Below are 17383 nucleotides of genomic sequence, written 5' to 3'. Positions count from 1 at the left end.
CCGCGGCGTGAGCTCGATCGGGTGCGGATGGAGCCCAACATCTTGGGAATTTTAGTCAGCGATCCAGCAACAGACGCAACACATCACTTCAGGGCGCCGCCGCTTCGCCGAGCGACAGCATCAGTCGATTGGCCCAACCGAAGAAAGCGGTGGCCGAGACCAGGTCGAGGATCGCAAGGTCATCAAGCCCCACGGCCTGCAGCCGCGCCACCTCGGTCGCGCCGAAGCGCGGCGGCGTCTCGCTGAGCGCGGCGGCGGCAGCGACGATGGCATCCCAGCGTTCGCCCAGCGACGCGCCGACGCCTTCGGCCAGCAGCCGGTCCACATCCTCAGGGCGCTTGGCATAGCTGGCGGCGAGGCGGGCATGTACCGAGGCGCAGTAGATGCAGCCATTCAGGCGCGAGGCGGCGGTGGCTGCCAACTCACGCTCGGCGCGCGGCAGCCCGGCATCGGGATTGCGGAAGATGTCCCAGTCAGCGCGCGTCCGGTGCTCCAGGATCTCCGGGTCGCGTGCCAGCAGGCGAAAATAGGCCGACTTCGCCCGCGCTGCGTCCAACAGCGCGACGCGCTGGCGCTCGGTCAACGCCGCCTCGGCGGGCGGTTCCACCCAGGGCTGCCAATCCAGCTGGGCACGGGTGAAGGTGTTCGGCGTTTCGGGCATGGCGGCGATTCCCGGTTCAGGCTGATGCGGCCAGGGCGCGCAGCCCGGCCACCAGGCGGATCTGGTAGGCCAGGAAGGCGACGATCTGCGACAGGGTGACGATGCCGTCGGCATCCCAGCCTGCGGCGGCGAGCGCGGCAAAGGCCTCGGGCGACGCATCGCGCGGGTGGAAGACCATTGCATGGGCATGGGCCAAGCCGGCCACCAGGCGCGGGCCGAGGGCTGCGGCGAGCGGGGCGCCGAGTGCGAAGGCCGGTGGCGGCGTGTCCTCCGGGCTCAACGGCCCGGGCGGATAGTGGCCGGCGGGGCCCGTCGCCAGAGTCTCCCGCACCGCCTCGGCCACCAGCGCGGCGAGCGTCGCATCGCCCAACGTGGCGGTGAAATGCGCGACGTGCTCCTCCGCCCGGTGCAGCCCGGCCACGTAGAGGCCAAGGGCGCGCCGTTCCACGAGACTCACCGCGCCCGGCACCGCCGGGGCGAACAGCGCGGCATGGCTGGCCGCGGTATGCGTGTGCGCGTCGGCGCGGCGGTACCGCAGCAGGGCCAGCGGCGCATCGGTCGGCAGCCCGGCGAGCTGGTCCACCAGGTCGGTGCTCATCGCTGATCTCCTCTCAGCCATCGCGCCCGAAGCCGAGCGCCGGCGCCACCTGGCGCGCCACCAGCTCGATCGAGCGCAGGGTCAACTCGTGCGGCGGGTCGACGGAGTGGACCTGCACCGCGAGATCCGTTGCCTGCCGCAGCACCGGGTCGGCGCGCAGCGAGGCGACCACCTCCTCCGCCGTGCCGAGATGCACGTCCTGCCGCCGCACCAGCGCCTCCAGCGGCGGCGGGGCACCGGCCGGGGCGCGGCCGAGCCGCACGAGGCGCGCGTGGAAGCGCGGCAGGCCCGTCGCGGCGTGGTCCCAGGCGGTCTCCCGCCGGTCGGTCACGAAGACCGAGCGCGAGGCCAGGATGCGCGGTGTGGCGCCGGCAGGCAGCGCCGCCAGATAGGCCTCGATGATCGGCTCCTGGATCGCAGCGAGGCTCAGCTCCGGCGTCCCGGCCGGCCGCGGCTGGGTGCGCGACAGCAGCAGCCCGGCGCCGAGTTCACCGGCCCGCCGCCCGCCCTCGGCCGAGAAGGTCGCGTACCACAATCGCTCCAGCAGCGCCGGCCGGGATGGGTAGATCGGGTCGCCGCCCTTGAGCGCCTTGCCGGCCAAGGCTTTCAGCAACGCCTCCAGCCGCTCGGCGAAGACCTCGCGCCGCCCGGCATCGCTCAGCCCGAAGGCGGCGAAGGCGTCCGGGTTGCCGCCGGAGCCGAGGCCGAGTTCCAGCCGCCCGCCGGAGAGGAGGTCAAGCACCGCGGCGTCCTCGGCAACGCGGATCGGCTGTTCCAGCGGCAGCGTCACCACCCCGGTGCCAAGCCGGATGCGGCTGGTCTGCCCGGCCAGCTGGGCGAGAAACACGAAGGGCGATGGCAGACCGCCCTCATCGGCATGGAAATGGTGCTGCGCCACCCAGGCGCTGTCGAAGCCCTCGGCCTCCGCGTGGCGCACCTGCACGGCGGCGAGGCGATAGCGCTCGCCGGCATCGCCCTCATCCAGCAGGCGCGTGAAGAAGCCGAGGCGGCGGGTCGCACTCATGACAGGGCTCCTTCCGGAATGGCCGTGCGGCCAGGGATGGCGGCGATCAGGTCACGCGCATAATCGGACCGTGGCCGGGCGAAGACCTGGCCGACCGGCCCCGCCTCCTCCACCCGGCCCTGGCGCAGCACGGTGACGGTATCGGTGATCTGCCGCACCACCGCCAGATCATGCGTGACGAAAAGGTAGGTGAGGCCGAGGTCGCGCTGCAATTCTGCCAGCAGTTCCAGGATGCGCGCCTGCACCGAGACGTCGAGGGCGCTCACCGCCTCGTCCAGCACCAGCAGGCGCGGCTGCAACACCAGGGCGCGGGCGATCGCCACCCGCTGGCGCTGGCCGCCGGAGAGCGCGGCTGGCAGACGGTTCAGCAGCTCCGGCGCCAGGCCCACCCGCTCGGCCAGCCCGGCCACACGCCTGGCACGCTCGGCGCGCGGCAGCGGGGCGAAGTTGCGCAGCGGCTCCTCGATGATCTCGCGCACCCGCTGCCGCGGGTCCAGCGAGGCGAAGGGATTCTGGTACACCAGCTGCACCTGGCGGCGGAACTGCCGCAGCGCCTCGCCGCGAAGCGCCTCCACCGCGGTGTCCTCCAGGCGCACCTGGCCATGGCCGGGCCGCAGCAGGCCGGCGACGCAGCGGGCCAGTGTGGTCTTGCCGGAGCCGCTCTCGCCGACCAGCGCATGGGTGGCGCCGCGGGGGATGGTGAAGGCAACGCCGTCCAGCGCCCGGTGGCCGTTGGGATAGTCATGCGCTAACGCCTCGACGCGCAGCAGCACCGGCCCGTCCGCCGGCCGGCGCGGCGGCGGCGCAGCGAGTGAGGGCGCGTCGCGCAGCAGCTGCCGGGCATAGGCGCTGCGCGGCGCACCCAGCACGCGGGCGGTCGGGCCACTCTCCTCCTCCTGGCCCCGGCGCAGCACCAGCAGCCGGTCAGCCCGGTCGGCGGCCACGCCGAGGTCATGCGTCACCAGCAGCACCGCAGTGCCGTCCTCCCGCCGCAACTCGTCCAGCAGGTCGAGGATGCGGCGCTGCACCGTCACGTCGAGCGCGCTGGTCGGCTCGTCGGCGACGATCAGCGCCGGGCGCAGCGCGACGGCAATGGCGATCAGCACGCGCTGGAGCATGCCGCCGGAAAGTTCGTGCGGGTACTGCCCTGTGCGCTGCGCTGCCGGCCCGAGGCCGACGCGCTCAAGCAATTCCAGCACCCGGGTGCGGCGCCGGGTGCGGTCCCGCTCGCCATGCAGTTCCAGCACCTCCTCGATTTGCGCTCCCACAGTGCGCACCGGGTTCAGCGAGGTGACCGGATCCTGCGGCACCAGGGCGATCCGCGCGCCGCGCAGCGGTGCCAGCCGGCGTTCCGGCCAATGCGCGATATCGGTGCCCTCCAGCACGATGCGCCCGGCGGAGATGCGGCCATTGCCCGGCAGCAGCCCCAGCACCGCCTGGGCGATGCTGGTCTTGCCGGAGCCGCTTTCGCCCACCAGCGCCAGCACCTCGCCGGCCTCCAGGCCGAAGGAGATGTCGCTCACCACCTGGCGTTCCTCGCGCCCGACGCGGTAGCGGATGCCGAGGCCATCGACCGCCAGCAGTGGCGGGCTCATAGCCTGGCCCCGATGCTGCGGCTCACCCGCTCCGCCGCCAGCACGACCAGGATCACCACCACCCCCGGCGCGGCGGTCAGCCACCAGGCGCGGCCGAGGAAGTCGCGCCCTTCGGCGATCAGCAGCCCCCATTCCGGGGTCGGTGGCGGTGCGCCGTAGCCGAGGAAGCCAAGCGTCGCCAGCGCCAGGATGGCCGAGCCGAATTGCAGCGCCGCCAGCGCCAGCACCGAGGTGAGGGCATTCGGCAGAACATGCCGCCACAGCACCGCGAGGAACCGTCCGCCGCTGCCGAAGGCGGCCTCCACATAGTCGGCATGGCGCACCCGCAGCACCTCGGCCCGGGCCAGGCGGGCGAAATGCGCTACCGAGACGATGCCCACGGCGACTGCCGCATTCACCGATCCGAAACCCAGCAGCACGATGACCGACAAGGAGAGCAGCAGCGACGGAATGGCCAGCAGCGTATCCACCAGCCGCATCACCACCGCTTCCGGCAGCCCGCCCGCTGCACCAGCCAGCACCCCGAGCGCGGTGCCGGCCGAGAAGCCCACCAGCACGGCGAGGCTGGCGCCCAGCAGGGATTCCCGCGCGCCGTACACCACCCGCGCGAGTTGGTCCCGCCCCAGCCCATCGGTGCCAAACCAATGCGCCGCATCTGGCGGCCGCAGCTGCTGGCCGGGCAATCCCTCCAGCGGGTTCTGCGCGGCGAAGAGGCCCGGCAGCAATGCCCAGGCCAGCACCGGCGCCAGTACCGCCCAGGCCGCAGCGAGGCCCAGCGGCGGCAGCCGCGCGCCCATCACGCCAACCCGCGGCGTTGCCGCGGATCCAGCAACGGCTGCGCCAGATCCACCAGCAGCCCGAGGGCGACGAAGACAGCGGCCGAGAGCACCACGATCGCCTGCAGCACCGCCACATCCTGGTTGGCCACCGCCTGCTGCGTCAGCCCACCAAGGCCACCGAGGCCGAACACCGCCTCGGTCACCACCGCGCCGCCCAGCAGTTCCCCGAACAGCAGCCCGGCCATGGCCAGCACCGGCGGCGCGGCGTTGCGCAGCACGTGGTGGCGCAGCACCCAGCCCTGGCGCGCGCCCTTGGCGCGGGCCACAGAGACGAAGGGCTCGGCCAGGATTCGGTCGGCCTGGCGGATCAGGATCTGGGCCAGTGGCGCCGAGATCGGTATGGCGAGCGTCGCCACCGGCAAGACCAGCTCCTCCCACGGCCCCGGCGCGATGACGGAGACCAGGCCAAGCTGGAACGAGAAAATCTCGATCAACATGATGCCGAGCCAGAACACCGGCAGCGCGGCGAAGCCGGGCGGGGTCGAGCGCGCCAGGCCGCGCAGCCAGCCGAAGGGCGCGGCCTGGGCCAGCACCGCCAGCAGCAGCGCCAGCACCCCGGCGACGGCCAGCGCCAACGTCGCGAGGAGCAGCGTGCTGGGCAGGTTCTCCGCCAGCAGCCGTGTCACCGGCACGCCGGCGCGGATGGAGGTGCCGAGCCTGCCCTGGAGGAAATTGCCCAGCGAATGCAGGTATTGCTGCCATAGCGGCGCATCGGCGCCATAGACGATGCGCAGCTCGGCGATCTGGTCTGGCGTCAGCCCCATATCGGTGCCGAGGAAGCGGATCATCACCGCATCGCCCGGCAAGACCTGCAGCAGCACGAAGGCCAGGGTGAAGGCGCCGAGCAGCACCAGCAGCGCCTGGCCCAGCCTACGCCTCATCGCGCGGCGATCCAGGTGCCGTAGAAGCTCGGCCGGCCCACCGCCTCGAAGCCGAAGCCCTGCACCCGTGGCGCCGCGGCGAAGACCTGCGGCTCCTCGAAGACCGGGATGACATAGGCCTGGTCGATGAGGTAGCGCTGCGCCTCGCCCACCAGGGCGAGGCGCTTCGCCCGGTCGGGCTCGGCGGCGATGGCGTCGAGTTGCGCGTTCAGCCGCGCGTCCTCGAAGCCTTTCACATGCTGGCTGACGCCGCCCTTCTGCAGCAGCACGTTGCGGGTCAGCGGGTGGTAGTTGCTGCGGATCACGTCCGGGTCGGCCCGACCGACCATGCCGGGGGCCACCGGCGTCTTCGCCGGGTCCAGGCTGTCCGCCACCCGGCTGCCAAGGTCACCCGCCAGCACGTTCAGCCGCACGCCGAGCCGGCCCCATTGCTGCGCCACCAGTTGCAGCATGTCCTTGTTGCGCGGCTGCGGCGGGGATTCATAGGCACTGAGCACGAGGGCTTGGCCTTCCTTCTCCCGCAGGCCCTGCGCGTTGCGCAGCCAGCCGGCCTCGGTCAGCAGCCGGTCCGCCAGCGCCGGGTCGTAGGCCAGCTTGTCGGCCAGGTTGACATGGCCCTCGGCGGTGCCTGCGATGACCGAGGTCGCCGGCGGGTAATTGACGGAATACAGCGTGGCGATGATCTCGTCGCGGTTGGTGGCATGCAGCAATGCCCGGCGGACGCGGATATCGGCCACCAACGGATTGTCCGGGCGGAAGACGATGCTGTTGTTCACCCCGCGCGTCGGCGGCGCGAAGAGCTGAAAGCCGCGCTCCTGCACCTTCGCCTCGTCATAGGCCTGCACTTGGCGGATGACATGCGCCTGGCCGGCCAGCAGCGCGCCGATGCGTACGCCATCCTCGCCGGTGACGATGATGCGAAGGCCATCCAGCAGCGCCCTGCCCTGGTGCGGGTGGCGCTTCGGGCCCCAGGCGTAGTCGGTGCGGGCGGCCAGCGCGAGTTCCCGTCCCAGTACCTGCCGCTGCACCACGAAGGGGCCGGAGCCGATGATCTTCGTCGCGTCACCCAGCTGGTCGAAAGGCAGCGCCAGGGTCTTCAAAGATACCAGGCCGGAGCCGATGACCGAGGTGCCCTGCAGGAAGCCGGGCGAAGGCCTGGCGAAGTCGAAGCGCACCGTCAGCGGATCGATCACCTCGGACCGCAGGTAGCTGGTAATCACTTCGGAAACCGGATGGCGCAACTCGCGGTTGCCCAGGCCGAAGGTATCGAAATTGCGCGCCACCGCGGCGGCATCGAGCTTCGAGCCGTCGGAGAAGGTGACGCCGGGGCGCAGCCGGAAGAGGTACTGGGTGGCGTCGGCGTTCACCTCCCAGCTCTCGGCGATCCAGGGCTCGATCTCGAGTGTTGCCGGGTTCTGCCAGGTGAGCTTGTCGGTGATCTGGTTCAGCACGCCGCCATTCGGGTAGAAGCCGCCGGCGGGCGGGTAGAGCGTGGTGTAGCTCTGCTGCTCCAGGTAGATCAGCGTGCCGCCGCGGGCCGGCTGGCTGCCTTGGGCGCCAGCCTCGGCGGCAGGCAACAGCAGGGCGCCGGCCTGGAGCAGGCGGCGGCGTGTGGGCGTGGCGGGCATGGGCCTTACCTTTCGGGCGGGCGGAAATGGGCGGCGCGGCGGGCAGCGCCTCAGGCCAATGCGCGCACCGGCGCGGGGGCGGCGAAGATGTGGTTGGCCGGCCGCGCGAGGCCGTAATGCCCGCGCAGGGTTCGGCCGCCGTACTCCGTGCGGAACAGGCCGCGACGGCGCAACAGCGGCACCACCTGCTCGACGAAGACGCTGAACTGCTGGGGCAAGATCGGCGGCATCAGGTTGAAGCCATCCGCTGCCCCGGCGCGAAACCAGTCCTCGATCACCGCGGCCACCTGCTCCGGCGTGCCGGCCAGGGTGAAGTGGCCGCGCGCGCCCGCCAGGCCATGCAGCAGCTGCAGGAGGGTCGGGCGCTCCCGCGCCACCAGGCCGACGATCACCTGGGCACGGCTTTGTGCCGCCTGCACCTTGGCCGGGTCAGGGAAATCTTCGGGCGTTAGCGGCCGGTCCAGCGGCAGGTGGGAGAAGTCATGCCCGCCGAACCGCGCCGAGAGGCGCGACAGGCCGACGCCGGCGTCGGTGAGGTCGTTCAGCTCGCGCCACAGCCGCTGCGCCTCGGCCTCGGTGGAGCCGATAACCGGGCTGATGCCGGGCAGGACCAGCAGCCCGGCCGGGTCGCGGCCGAAGCTGGCGGCCAGGCCCTTCAGCTCGGCGGCGAAGTCGCGCGCCGTTGCCTGTTCCAGATGCGCGGTGAACACCGCCTCGGCATGGCGGGCGGCGAAGCGCTTGCCGGTGGCCGAGGACCCCGCCTGCACCAGCACCGGCCGCCCCTGCGGCCCGCGCGGCACATTCAGCGGCCCAGTGACGCGGTAGTACGGTCCCTGATGGTCGATGCGGCGGATCAGCGCCGGGTCGGCATAGCGGCCGGCGGCGCGGTCCTCCAGCACCGCGGCATCGTCCCAGCTGTCCCAGAGCTTGGTCACGGCATCGAGGAAATCCTCGGCGCGGGCATAGCGTTCGGCATGCGGGGCGAGCGCATCCTGGCCGTAATTGCCGGCGGCGGCGCCCACCCAGGTGGTGACGACGTTCCAGCCGATGCGGCCGCCGCTGATATGGTCGAGCGAGGCGAATTGCCGCGCCAGGTTGTAGGGCTCGGTGAAGCTGGTGGAGGCCGTGGCGATCAGCCCGATGCGACTGGTGGCGCCGGCCAGCGCCGCAAGCGTGGTGATCGGTTCCAGCCCGCCCTTGGCGGCGTGGCCGATCTCCTCGCCCAGGGTCACGTGGTCGGCGAAGAAGATGCTGTCGAAGGCCGCGGCCTCGGCGGCCTGTGCCAGTTCGCGGTAGTAGGCGATGTCCGTCAGCGCCCGCGGGCTGGCGCTGGGGTGGCGCCAGGCGGCCTCGTGGTGGCCCTTGCCGTGGATGAACAGGTTGAGGTGCAGCTGGCGGGTCATGGGCGGGGTCCTGCTGTCAGATTTCGATGGCCACGCCGAGGGCGCCCAGCAAGGCGTGGCGCAGGTCCTCGAAGCGCGGGTCACTGCGGCGGCGTGGGTGGGACAGCGGCACAGGCAGGTCCAGCGCCACTTCGCCGGCGTCCAGCACGAGCACGCGCTGGGCCAGCACCAGCGCCTCCTCGACGTCATGGGTCACCAGCAGCACGGTGGGGCGGTGCCGCTCCACCAGGCGGAACAGCAACGCGTGCATGCGCAGCCGGGTCAGCGCATCGAGCGCGCCAAAGGGTTCATCGGCCAGCAGCAGCGCCGGCTGCCGCACCAGGGAACGGGCCAGCGCCACGCGCTGCTGTTCGCCGCCCGAAAGCGCACCCGGCCAGGCGCCAGCGCGGCCTTCGAGGCCGACATCGGCGAGGGCCGCCAGCCCCCGCTGCCGCGCGCCGGGCCCCGAGAGGCCAAGGGTGACGTTGCCCAGCACCGTCTCCCAGGGCAGCAGCCGGGAGTCCTGGAACAGCACCGAACGCCGCGCCGGCGCTTCCAGCCTGCCGCTGCCGGCGACCCCGTCGTCCAGCCCGGCGATGGCGCGCAGCAGCGTGCTCTTGCCCGAGCCGCTGCGGCCGATCAGCGCAACGAATTGCCCGGCGGGAATGTCGAGCGTGATGCCCCCCAGCACCTCGCGCTGGCCGAAGCTGCGGCGTAGGTCGCGCAACCGCAGCGCGCTCATGAACCAAAGCTCCGGCGATAGCGCAGCGCCCGGCGTTCCAGTGCCCGCACCGCGGCATCCGAGGCCAGCCCCAGCACGGCATAGACCGCGAGGCCGACGACGATGATCTCGGTCTGGCCGTAGTCGCGCGCGCGGTTCATCAGGTAGCCGATACCCTCGGTAGTGTTGATCTGTTCGAGCACCACCAGCGCCGTCCAGCAGGTGGTGACCGCCAGGCGCAGGCCGGTGAAGAAGCCCGGCAGCGCGCCCGGCAGGGCGACCCGGCGCAGGAAGGTGGCGCGGTTCAGCTCCAGGCTGCGGGCCAGTTCCACATAGCGCTGGTCGATCCCGCGCAGCGCCGCATGGGTATTGATATAGACCGGGATGAGGCAGGCACTGGCGATGAGAGCCACCTTCATCCCGTCGCCGATGCCGAGCCAGAGGATGGCGAGCGGGATCAGTGCCAGCGTCGGCACCGCGCGCTTGATCTGCACCAGCCCGTCCAGCAGCGCCTCGCCGGTGCGGGTCAGCCCGGCCAGCAGCGCCAGGATCAGCCCAAGCGCGATACCAATGGCGAGTCCGGCATAGGCGCGTTGGGCGGAGGCGAGGAAATGTTCGGCGAGCACGCCGTCGCGCAGCAGCACGATGCCGGTAGCCACGGCGGTGGAGGGGGCCGCCAGCAGTCGCGGCGAGAGCCAGCCGAATTGCGATGCCGCTTCCCACAGCGCCACCAGCAGCACCGGGCCGAGCAGCATGCCGCCGGGCGGCAGGCGCGCCGGGGCCAGCGCCGGGCGGCGTGACACGGCGACTTCCGCCGCCGCCCGGTGCAGCGCCGGCGCCGGCCGTACCGCCTCACTCATGCTGCCACCGCAGCGGCAATCACGTCGTCGAAGCGTCGATCGAACTCCTCCCCTGCGTCCAGCCGGCGCGGGAGGTCTCCGGCGGCGTGGATCAGGTCGATTAACTCCTGCTGTATGGGGACCATCTCGCCCAGTGGCGGGAAGCGGAAACTTCCCTCGGACCGTTCGGCGGCCTCGCCATCCTCCCGCCGCAGCCGCTGCTGGCGGACGTAATAGGCCTCCACCCAGGCTGGGTTGTTGGCCTGGATCCAGCGGCTGGCGATCACCCAGGCGCGGACGAAGTCGCGCAGCGCGGCGTATTTCGCCGGCTGCGCCAGCGCCGTGCCGCTGGCATAGAGATAGGCGATGCGGCGCGGCAGGCCATCCAACTCGGCCTCGGGCACGGTGCTGATACCGCGCTCAGCGGCCTCGGCCAAGTAGCGGGAATAGTGCGGCTCGTTCAGCGCACCGACATCCACCTGGTTGCTGCGCAGCGCATCGACGAAATCGGCAACCCGCAGCGGTACGAGGCGCACGTCGCGCCGGCTCAGCCCGGCCTTCTTCAGGGCCGCGAGCACGAAGGGCTGGCGCGCCGTGCCTTCGGCATAGGCGATGCGCTTACCGCGGAATTCCGCCAGCGTGGCAAGCCGCAACCCCGGTCGGAGCGCGAATTGGTAGTCCGGGCGAGAGGAGAGCCGCGCCGCGATGACAGGCAGCCGCTCGCCCGCGGCATGCGCCTGGATCGGCGGCGTGTTGCCAATGACCGCGACGTCCAAAGCGCCGGCGCGGAAGGCTTCGAGGATGGCAGGGCCGCCCTGAAAATTGGCATAGGTGACGCCGAAAGGCAGCTTCGCCTGTTCGCCCGCGAGCGGCAGCATGGTTTGCAGAACCTGGTTCTGGTCGGCGACCACCAGCCTGAGGGCCGATTGCGCCAGGACCGGCCGCGACAGCAGCCCGAGGCCGGCGGTGGCCAGCAGTCGGCGGCGGAGGAGGAGGCGGGAATGAGGCACTGGATTGTTCCTTCAGGATGTGCTCTCAGCTTTCCGCAACGATCCCGCGTTCGGCGACGATGTCACTGAAGGTCGCTATGGTGCGCGCGAACAATGCGCCGAATTGCTCGCCGTCGAGCCCGGCCGGCTCGAAGCCCAGCGCGCGTAGCCGTTCCTGCACACCGGCATCAGCCAGAGCGGCGAGGGTGGCGGCATGCAGCCGGGCGATGGCTGCTGCCGGCGTGCCCAGGGGGGCGAAGAAGCCGAGCCAGGTGGGCTGCACGAAGCCGGGTGCGATGCTCTCGGCAGCCGTCGGAACCGCCGGGAAAGCGGGGGTGCGGGCCTCGCTGGTGACCGCCAAGGCCACCAGGTCGCCATTGGTGGCCTGCTGCGCGGCGGCAGCGAAGGTGACGACGGCGGCATCGATGGTGCCGGCCAGCAGATCCTGCAGCAGCGGTCCACCACCGCGATACGGCACATGTTCCGCCCGCAGATTGCCGGCCGCGCGCAGCAGCAGCTCGCTGGTCAGGTGCTGCGAGCTACCGATGCCGGGGATGCCGATGTTCAGCCCGCCGGGACGGCGGCGCAATGCCTCGGCGAAGTCCCGGATGCTGCGCAGGCCCGAACGCGGATGGGTGAAGACACCCTGCGCTGCGGTGGCGGCCAGGCTTACCGGGGCAAAGGCGTGCCGCAGCGCCGGCGCTCCGGGGGCGGCCAGCGCTTCGGTGGCGGCGAAGGTGTCGTTGGCCAGCAACAAGGTGTGGCCATCGGCCGTGGCGCGCGCCGCAGCCTGGGTGCCAATGCGGCCGGCGGCACCGCCGATGTTCTCGATGACGACCGTCTGTCCCAATTGCGCGCCGAGTGCGGGTTGCAGGAGACGGGCCAGCACATCCACGCCGCCGCCGGGAGGCCAGGGCACGACAAGCCGCAGGCTGCGGGAGGGAAAGCGGTCCTCGGCCCGCGCCAGACCGGGTGGGGTCAGCAGTGCGGGTAGAAGGGCAAGGTGACGGCGGCGGAACAGGGGCATGGCAGGTCCGTGGGCAGGGTCGGGTGGCGGAGCGGTGTCGTGGCCAGCGTAGAGTGCCGATATATGCGTTTAGAATCGATATATAAGATATAGCACTATCGCTTCGGCGTAAATAAGCCCTGACCGGCAAGCGGCGGTGGCCCGACCTGATCACCCATCCTGCCCACGGCGACCGGAGGTCATTCCCGATAAAAGCGATGCGGCTCGACTCTGGCCATTTCGAAGCTGGGAGGGGATATCGCCATATTAAAAAATTCCTATTCTAATCCACCATTCCATCCCGCCACGCCATACTGGCGCTCTGGCGATGCAGGCTTGTTCGGCGGTCCAGACGTAAGCGACCATGCGGTCGCGGTGCTTTGTGTGCTCTCCCAATCCACCGGCGACCGCGCGGACCAAGCAGGCCTGGGTCCGGCCGGGGCGCGTCGGCGCTCAGCGCGGGTGCTCGCTTGCCCGGTTGATGGCAATTGGCACCGATGAGTGGGTCACTTCGATCCGGCCGATCGGATGGCGACACGCACAGCAGTATGCCTGCCAGCGGCTCAGCCGCGCCGCGATGCGACCCGAAATGGTGTTCGATGGACCGATAAACACGAAATTTAGAGGTGGAAAAATCTGTTGAACTCAATTTATTCGTGTTTTAGCGTTTTCCCTATGTCGCCCCTCACCCCGCCACCCCGCCTGATCGCCGCCATTCCGGTGCCGGCGAACCGCGCGTGTCGGACGACGGATCGCTGTCGCTGCTGATCGCCTGAGTTCACCTCACCGTCAGACCAAACCTGCGCCGCATCATGGCGCAGCCGGGAGCGATGCCCCATGCCAACCCGCCGCCGTCTGCTGGCCACCGCCGGCCTTGTCTCGCTGTCCCTGCCCGCCATCGCCGCCGCGCCGGAGGTGGCGGAACTGCGCTACCAGGGCTGGGCGGGACAGGTGCTGTTCCCCGAACTCGCCGAGGATCTCGGTTATCTCGCGCCGCTGAAGCTGAAATGGGTCGGCAATACCATCAGCGGGCCGCAGGACATCCAGACGACCGTCACCCGGGATGTCGATTTCGGCGGCGCCTTCAACGGTTCCATCCTGAAGCTGATCGCCGCCAATGCGCCGATCCGTGCGGTGATCGGCTTCGCCGGCACGGATAGCCAGACTTGGCGCGGCCTCTATGCGCTGGAGGACAGCGGCATCCGCGGCCCGCGCGACCTGATCGGCCGCAAGGTCGGCGTCAATACGCTCGGCGCGCATTATGAGTTCGTCATTCAGGAATACCTGCGGCGCGGCGGCCTGACCGATGCCGAGATCAAGCAGGTGACGCTGGTGGTGCTGCCGCCACCGAATGCCGAACAGACGCTGCGCCTCGAGCAGATCGACGCCGTGGTGTTCGAGCCGATCTTCCGCGATCGCGCAGTCTCGCGCGGCGGACTGCACCTGCTGCGGTCTGACTTCGACCTGTTCGGCGACTTCACCACCGCCGCCTATGTGCTGACGCGGCCCTTCCTGCAGCGCAACCCGAATGCCGCGCGCGCCTTCGTCGAAGGCACGGCACGCGCCATTGACTGGGCCGCCAGCCACCCGCGCGAGGAAGTGGTCGCCCGCTACCGCGACATCATCCGCCGGCGCGCCCGCACCGCCGAGGACGACAGCGCCGTCGCCTTCTGGAAGTCGACCGGCCTGGCGGGGCGCGGCGGGGTGCTGGCGGACCAGCATTTCGGCCTCTTCATCGATTGGTTCGGCCGCGCCGGCGATGCCGGCATCGGCCGCCTGAAGCCGGCCGATGTGCTGACCAATGCCTTCAACCCCTTCCGTGATGAGGCGCGGCAGGGATGAGCGCCGCCGCCACCGCCAAACTGCACTTCGACCGGATCACCAAGACCTTCCCGGCGGCCTCCGGCAGCGCCCCGGGTTTCACTGCGTTGGCGGAGATCACGCTGTCGCTCGCGTCGGGCGAGTTCGTCGCCCTGGTCGGTCCGAGCGGCTGCGGCAAGTCGACGCTGCTCGACCTCGCGGCGGGCCTGGCGACGCCGACCAGCGGCACCATCACGCTGGACGGCAGGCCGGTGACAAGGCCAGGGCCGGATCGCGGCACGGTGTTCCAGAGCTACGCGCTCTTCCCCTGGCGCACCGCGCTGGCGAATGTCGAATTCGGCCTTGAGGCCATCGGCCTGCCGCGCGCGCAGCGCCGCGCCCGGGCGCGGGACTACCTGGCGCTGGTCGGCCTGGCGGGGTTCGAGGAGCACTATCCGCACCAGTTGTCGGGCGGGATGAAGCAGCGCGTGGCGATCGCCCGCAGCCTCGCCGCGGAGCCGGAGGTGCTGCTGATGGACGAGCCCTTCGCTGCGCTCGACGCGCAGACGCGGGAAGCACTGCAGGACGAGCTGCTGCAGATCTGGCAGTCGACGGGCAAGACCATCCTGTTCATCACCCATGGCATCGACGAGGCGCTCTATCTCGGTCGGCGGGTGGTGGTGATGCAGGCCGGCCCGGGCCGGATCGTCGACGAGATCGCGGTGCCCTTCGCGGTCGAGGACCATGAGGACGATCTCCGCTCCAGCCCCGAATTCGGCCGCTTGCGGCACAGGATCTGGGCGCAGTTGCGTCAGCCCATGCCGCAGCGGGAGGTCGCGTGATGTCGTCCGCTCTCTCCACCGGGTTGCACCCGGTCCGGTCCGCAGCGGCCTCCGAGGTGGCCTCCCGTGCCCGGCGGGGCTGGCTTTCGCGATTGGGGCGCCAGTCCATCGCGCTGGCGGCGTTCTTCCTGCTGTGGGAGATCCTGCCGCGGACGGATTTGGTGGACAGCGTCTTTCTGCCGCCCTTCAGCCTCGCTCTCGGCGCGCTTTGGCGCATGCTGCTGTCGGGCGCGCTGTTCGAGCATCTCGCGGCCAGCCTCACCCGGGTGCTGGCCGGGTTGCTGCTGGCGATCCTGGTTTGGATTCCGGCCGGCCTGGTCATCGGCAGCACCAGGCGGCTGGCGGAGATCCTCGACCCGCTGCTGGAGCTGTTCCGCAACACCGCGCCGCTGGCCCTGCTGCCGGTCTTCACCCTGATGCTCGGCATCGGCGAGACCTCGAAGATCGCCATGGTCTTCTATTCCGCCAGTTGGCCGCTGCTGCTTTCGACCATCACCGCGGTGCGCACCGTCGATCCGCTGCTGCTGAAGGCGGCGCGCTCCATGGGGCTCGGCCCCGTCGCGCTGTTCCGCAAGGTGGTGCTGCCGGCCTCGGTGCCCAGCATCTTCACCGGCATCCGCCTGGCCGCCGGCCTGTCGCTGCTGGTGCTGATCGCCGCCGAGATGGTCGGCGCCAAGGCGGGGCTTGGCTACCTGGTCAACGCCGCGCAGTTCAACTTCCAGATTCCCGAGATGTATGCGGGCATCCTGACGCTGTCGCTGCTCGGCGTCGGGCTGAACGCCATACTGGTCGCGGTCCAGCGCCGGCTGATGCGCTGGAACCAGGCCTGAGTCACACGGCAACCAACCAGAGGGGACAAGACCATGACCGAGACCGCACAGCCGATCAGCATCGGCCTGGATATCCGCCCGCTTACGCCGACGATCGGCGCCGAGATCCATGGCATCACCCTCGGCGGCACGCTGGCACCGAATGTCGTGCGCGGCATCCGCGACGCCATCCTGAAGCACAAGGTGGTCTTCTTCCGTGGCCAGCAGCGGCTGGACGAAGCCTCGCACCAGGCCTTCGGCGCGCTGCTCGGCCCGATCGAGCCGCACCCGACCGCGCCGGCGCTGGACGGCACGGAGTATGTCCTCGACATCGACGGCAAGCGGAACCGCGCCAGCGCCTGGCATACCGACGTCACCTTCGTCAGCGCCTTCCCGCAATTCTCGGTGCTGCGCGGCGTGGTCATCCCGCCGGTCGGCGGCGACACGGTCTGGGCCAATACGGCGGCCGCCTATGCCAGCCTGCCGGCACCGCTGCGCGCCCTCGCCGACCAGCTCTGGGGGCGCTTCACTAATGCCTATGACTATGCCGGCACGCGGGTGACGCAGGATGCGGCGCGCGAGCAGTACCACCGCGAGGTCATCCTCTCGACGATCTATGAGAGCGAGCATCCGATTGTGCAGGTGCATCCCATCACCGGCGAGCGGGCGCTGATCCTCGGCCACCACCTGGACCGGCTGATCGGCTTCAACAGCGCGGATTCGCGCCGGATCGTCGAGGTCCTGCAGGACCACATCACGCGGGAGGAGAATGTGGTGCGCTGGCGCTGGCAGCAGGGCGACGTCGCCATCTGGGACAACCGCGCGACCCAGCACCGCGCGGTGGATGATTACGGCAATGCGGAGCGGATCGTCCGCCGGGTGGTGATCGCCGGGCCGGTCTCGGTCGGCATCGATGGCCGCAACGGGGTGACCCGCAGCAGCGCGCCGCAGGCCAAGGCCGCCTAAACCGGCGGCCCCGCGCCGCACCCGTGATCGATGCCAGGAAGGATACTGCGATGCCCTTGCCACCACCAGGACCGGCCCGCTCTGCCGCCGGGGGCGCGGATCGGCGCCGTGCCGATGTGCTCGTGCTCGGCGGCGGGCCGGCCGGGACCTGGGCGGCGATTGCGGCCGCGGCGGCCGGCGCCCGCGTGGTCCTGGCCGACAAGGGCTTCTGCGGCACCTCCGGCGCCACCGCGGCGGCGGGTACGGCGGTCTGGTACGTGCCGCCGGACCCGGTGCAGCGCCAGGCGGCGATGCGGCAGCGCTGGGGCATGGGCGGCTGGCTCGCCGATCCGGCGTGGATGGGACGCGTGCTCGACCGCGCCTGGGACGGGGTGAACCAGCTCGCCGACTGGGGCTACCCCTTCCCGCAGGACGAGGCCGGGGCGCCGCGACGCAACTCGCTGCAGGGGCCGGAATACATGCGGCTGATGCGGCAGCGCGCGCTGCGGGCCGGCGTGCGCATCCTGGACCACAGCCCGGCGCTGGAGTTGCTGCTGGACGAGCATGGCGCCGTCGCCGGCGCCGCGGGGGTACGGCGCCAGCGCGGCGACAGCTGGTCGGTGGAGGCGGGGGCGGTGGTCGTCGCCACCGGCGGCTGCGCCTTCCTCAGCCGCGGGCTCGGCTGCGACGTGCTGACCGGCGACGGCTACCTGCTGGCCGCCGAGGCGGGCGCCGAGTTCTCCGGCATGGAATTCTCCAATGCCTATGCCATATCCCCGGCCTTCGGCACGGTCACCAAAACGCTGTTCTATGACTAGGCGAGC

The 17383-nt window shown here is 70.9% G+C and carries 17 protein-coding genes; 5 read left to right on the top strand and 12 right to left on the bottom strand.

The genetic code is table 11. From position 1 onward, the window contains the following. Positions 1-88 precede the first annotated feature (88 nt). Genes Q7A36_RS24235 through Q7A36_RS24180 form a run of 12 tightly spaced genes read right to left on the bottom strand, consistent with a single transcriptional unit; the run spans position 89 to position 12184 of the window. On the bottom strand, positions 89-661 hold the full coding sequence (locus tag Q7A36_RS24235; RefSeq protein ID WP_305106337.1) for an alkylhydroperoxidase domain protein: 573 nt from the start codon (positions 659-661) through the stop codon (positions 89-91). 16 nt (positions 662-677) lie between these two features. Next, positions 678-1259: a CMD domain protein gene (locus Q7A36_RS24230; protein ID WP_305106336.1), complete on the bottom strand. Its 582-nt coding sequence runs from the start codon at positions 1257-1259 to the stop codon at positions 678-680. A gap of 13 nt (positions 1260-1272) precedes the next feature. After that, entirely contained in the window at positions 1273-2283 is a 1011-nt protein-coding gene (locus Q7A36_RS24225) for a putative FMN-dependent luciferase-like monooxygenase (protein WP_305106335.1), read from the bottom strand. Next, the gene (locus Q7A36_RS24220; protein ID WP_305106334.1) at positions 2280-3878 is read right to left on the bottom strand and encodes a dipeptide ABC transporter ATP-binding protein; all 1599 of its coding nucleotides are present in this window, start codon (positions 3876-3878) and stop codon (positions 2280-2282) included. Before Q7A36_RS24220 ends, Q7A36_RS24225 begins: the two co-directional genes overlap by 4 nt. Beyond that, complete coding sequence (locus Q7A36_RS24215) at positions 3875-4675, bottom strand: ABC transporter permease (RefSeq protein ID WP_305106333.1); 801 nt, start codon at positions 4673-4675, stop codon at positions 3875-3877. The genes Q7A36_RS24220 and Q7A36_RS24215 overlap by 4 nt, the downstream gene beginning before the upstream one ends. After that, positions 4675-5598: an ABC transporter permease gene (locus Q7A36_RS24210; protein WP_305106332.1), complete on the bottom strand. Its 924-nt coding sequence runs from the start codon at positions 5596-5598 to the stop codon at positions 4675-4677. Before Q7A36_RS24210 ends, Q7A36_RS24215 begins: the two co-directional genes overlap by 1 nt. Beyond that, positions 5595-7226, bottom strand: a complete 1632-nt coding sequence (locus Q7A36_RS24205; protein ID WP_305106331.1) for a TIGR04028 family ABC transporter substrate-binding protein — start codon at positions 7224-7226, stop codon at positions 5595-5597. Before Q7A36_RS24205 ends, Q7A36_RS24210 begins: the two co-directional genes overlap by 4 nt. Positions 7227-7276: 50 nt before the next feature. Then, positions 7277-8629 (bottom strand): LLM class flavin-dependent oxidoreductase, encoded by a 1353-nt coding sequence (locus Q7A36_RS24200; RefSeq protein ID WP_305106330.1) that lies wholly within the window; start codon positions 8627-8629, stop codon positions 7277-7279. A 16-nt stretch (positions 8630-8645) separates the two neighbouring features. Next, positions 8646-9350, bottom strand: a complete 705-nt coding sequence (locus tag Q7A36_RS24195) for an ABC transporter ATP-binding protein (protein WP_305106329.1) — start codon at positions 9348-9350, stop codon at positions 8646-8648. Beyond that, a complete protein-coding gene (locus Q7A36_RS24190) occupies positions 9347-10189 on the bottom strand; it encodes an ABC transporter permease (protein ID WP_305106328.1) in 843 nt (280 codons plus the stop codon). The genes Q7A36_RS24195 and Q7A36_RS24190 overlap by 4 nt, the downstream gene beginning before the upstream one ends. After that, positions 10186-11178 (bottom strand): ABC transporter substrate-binding protein, encoded by a 993-nt coding sequence (locus Q7A36_RS24185; RefSeq protein WP_305106327.1) that lies wholly within the window; start codon positions 11176-11178, stop codon positions 10186-10188. The genes Q7A36_RS24190 and Q7A36_RS24185 overlap by 4 nt, the downstream gene beginning before the upstream one ends. 25 nt (positions 11179-11203) lie before the next feature. Further along, complete coding sequence (locus Q7A36_RS24180) at positions 11204-12184, bottom strand: tripartite tricarboxylate transporter substrate binding protein (RefSeq protein WP_305106326.1); 981 nt, start codon at positions 12182-12184, stop codon at positions 11204-11206. Between the two features lie 816 nt (positions 12185-13000). Between Q7A36_RS24180 and Q7A36_RS24175 the strand changes: the two genes are divergently transcribed. Genes Q7A36_RS24175 through Q7A36_RS24155 form a run of 5 tightly spaced genes read left to right on the top strand, consistent with a single transcriptional unit; the run spans position 13001 to position 17377 of the window. Beyond that, positions 13001-14005, top strand: a complete 1005-nt coding sequence (locus Q7A36_RS24175) for an ABC transporter substrate-binding protein (RefSeq protein ID WP_305106325.1) — start codon at positions 13001-13003, stop codon at positions 14003-14005. Continuing rightward, entirely contained in the window at positions 14002-14805 is an 804-nt protein-coding gene (locus tag Q7A36_RS24170) for an ABC transporter ATP-binding protein (RefSeq protein WP_305106324.1), read from the top strand. Before Q7A36_RS24175 ends, Q7A36_RS24170 begins: the two co-directional genes overlap by 4 nt. Beyond that, positions 14805-15635, top strand: coding sequence for an ABC transporter permease (locus Q7A36_RS24165; protein ID WP_305106323.1), 831 nt, complete (start codon positions 14805-14807; stop codon positions 15633-15635). The genes Q7A36_RS24170 and Q7A36_RS24165 overlap by 1 nt, the downstream gene beginning before the upstream one ends. A 33-nt stretch (positions 15636-15668) precedes the next feature. After that, a complete protein-coding gene (locus tag Q7A36_RS24160) occupies positions 15669-16580 on the top strand; it encodes a TauD/TfdA dioxygenase family protein (protein WP_305106322.1) in 912 nt (303 codons plus the stop codon). 50 nt (positions 16581-16630) lie between these two features. Next, complete coding sequence (locus Q7A36_RS24155; protein WP_305106321.1) at positions 16631-17377, top strand: FAD-binding protein; 747 nt, start codon at positions 16631-16633, stop codon at positions 17375-17377. The last annotated feature ends 6 nt before the right edge of the window (positions 17378-17383 follow it).

This window comes from Paracraurococcus lichenis (genome assembly GCF_030657435.1).
Lineage (GTDB): Bacteria > Pseudomonadota > Alphaproteobacteria > Acetobacterales > Acetobacteraceae > Paracraurococcus > Paracraurococcus lichenis.
This window is presented reverse-complemented; position numbering and strand designations above follow the sequence as displayed.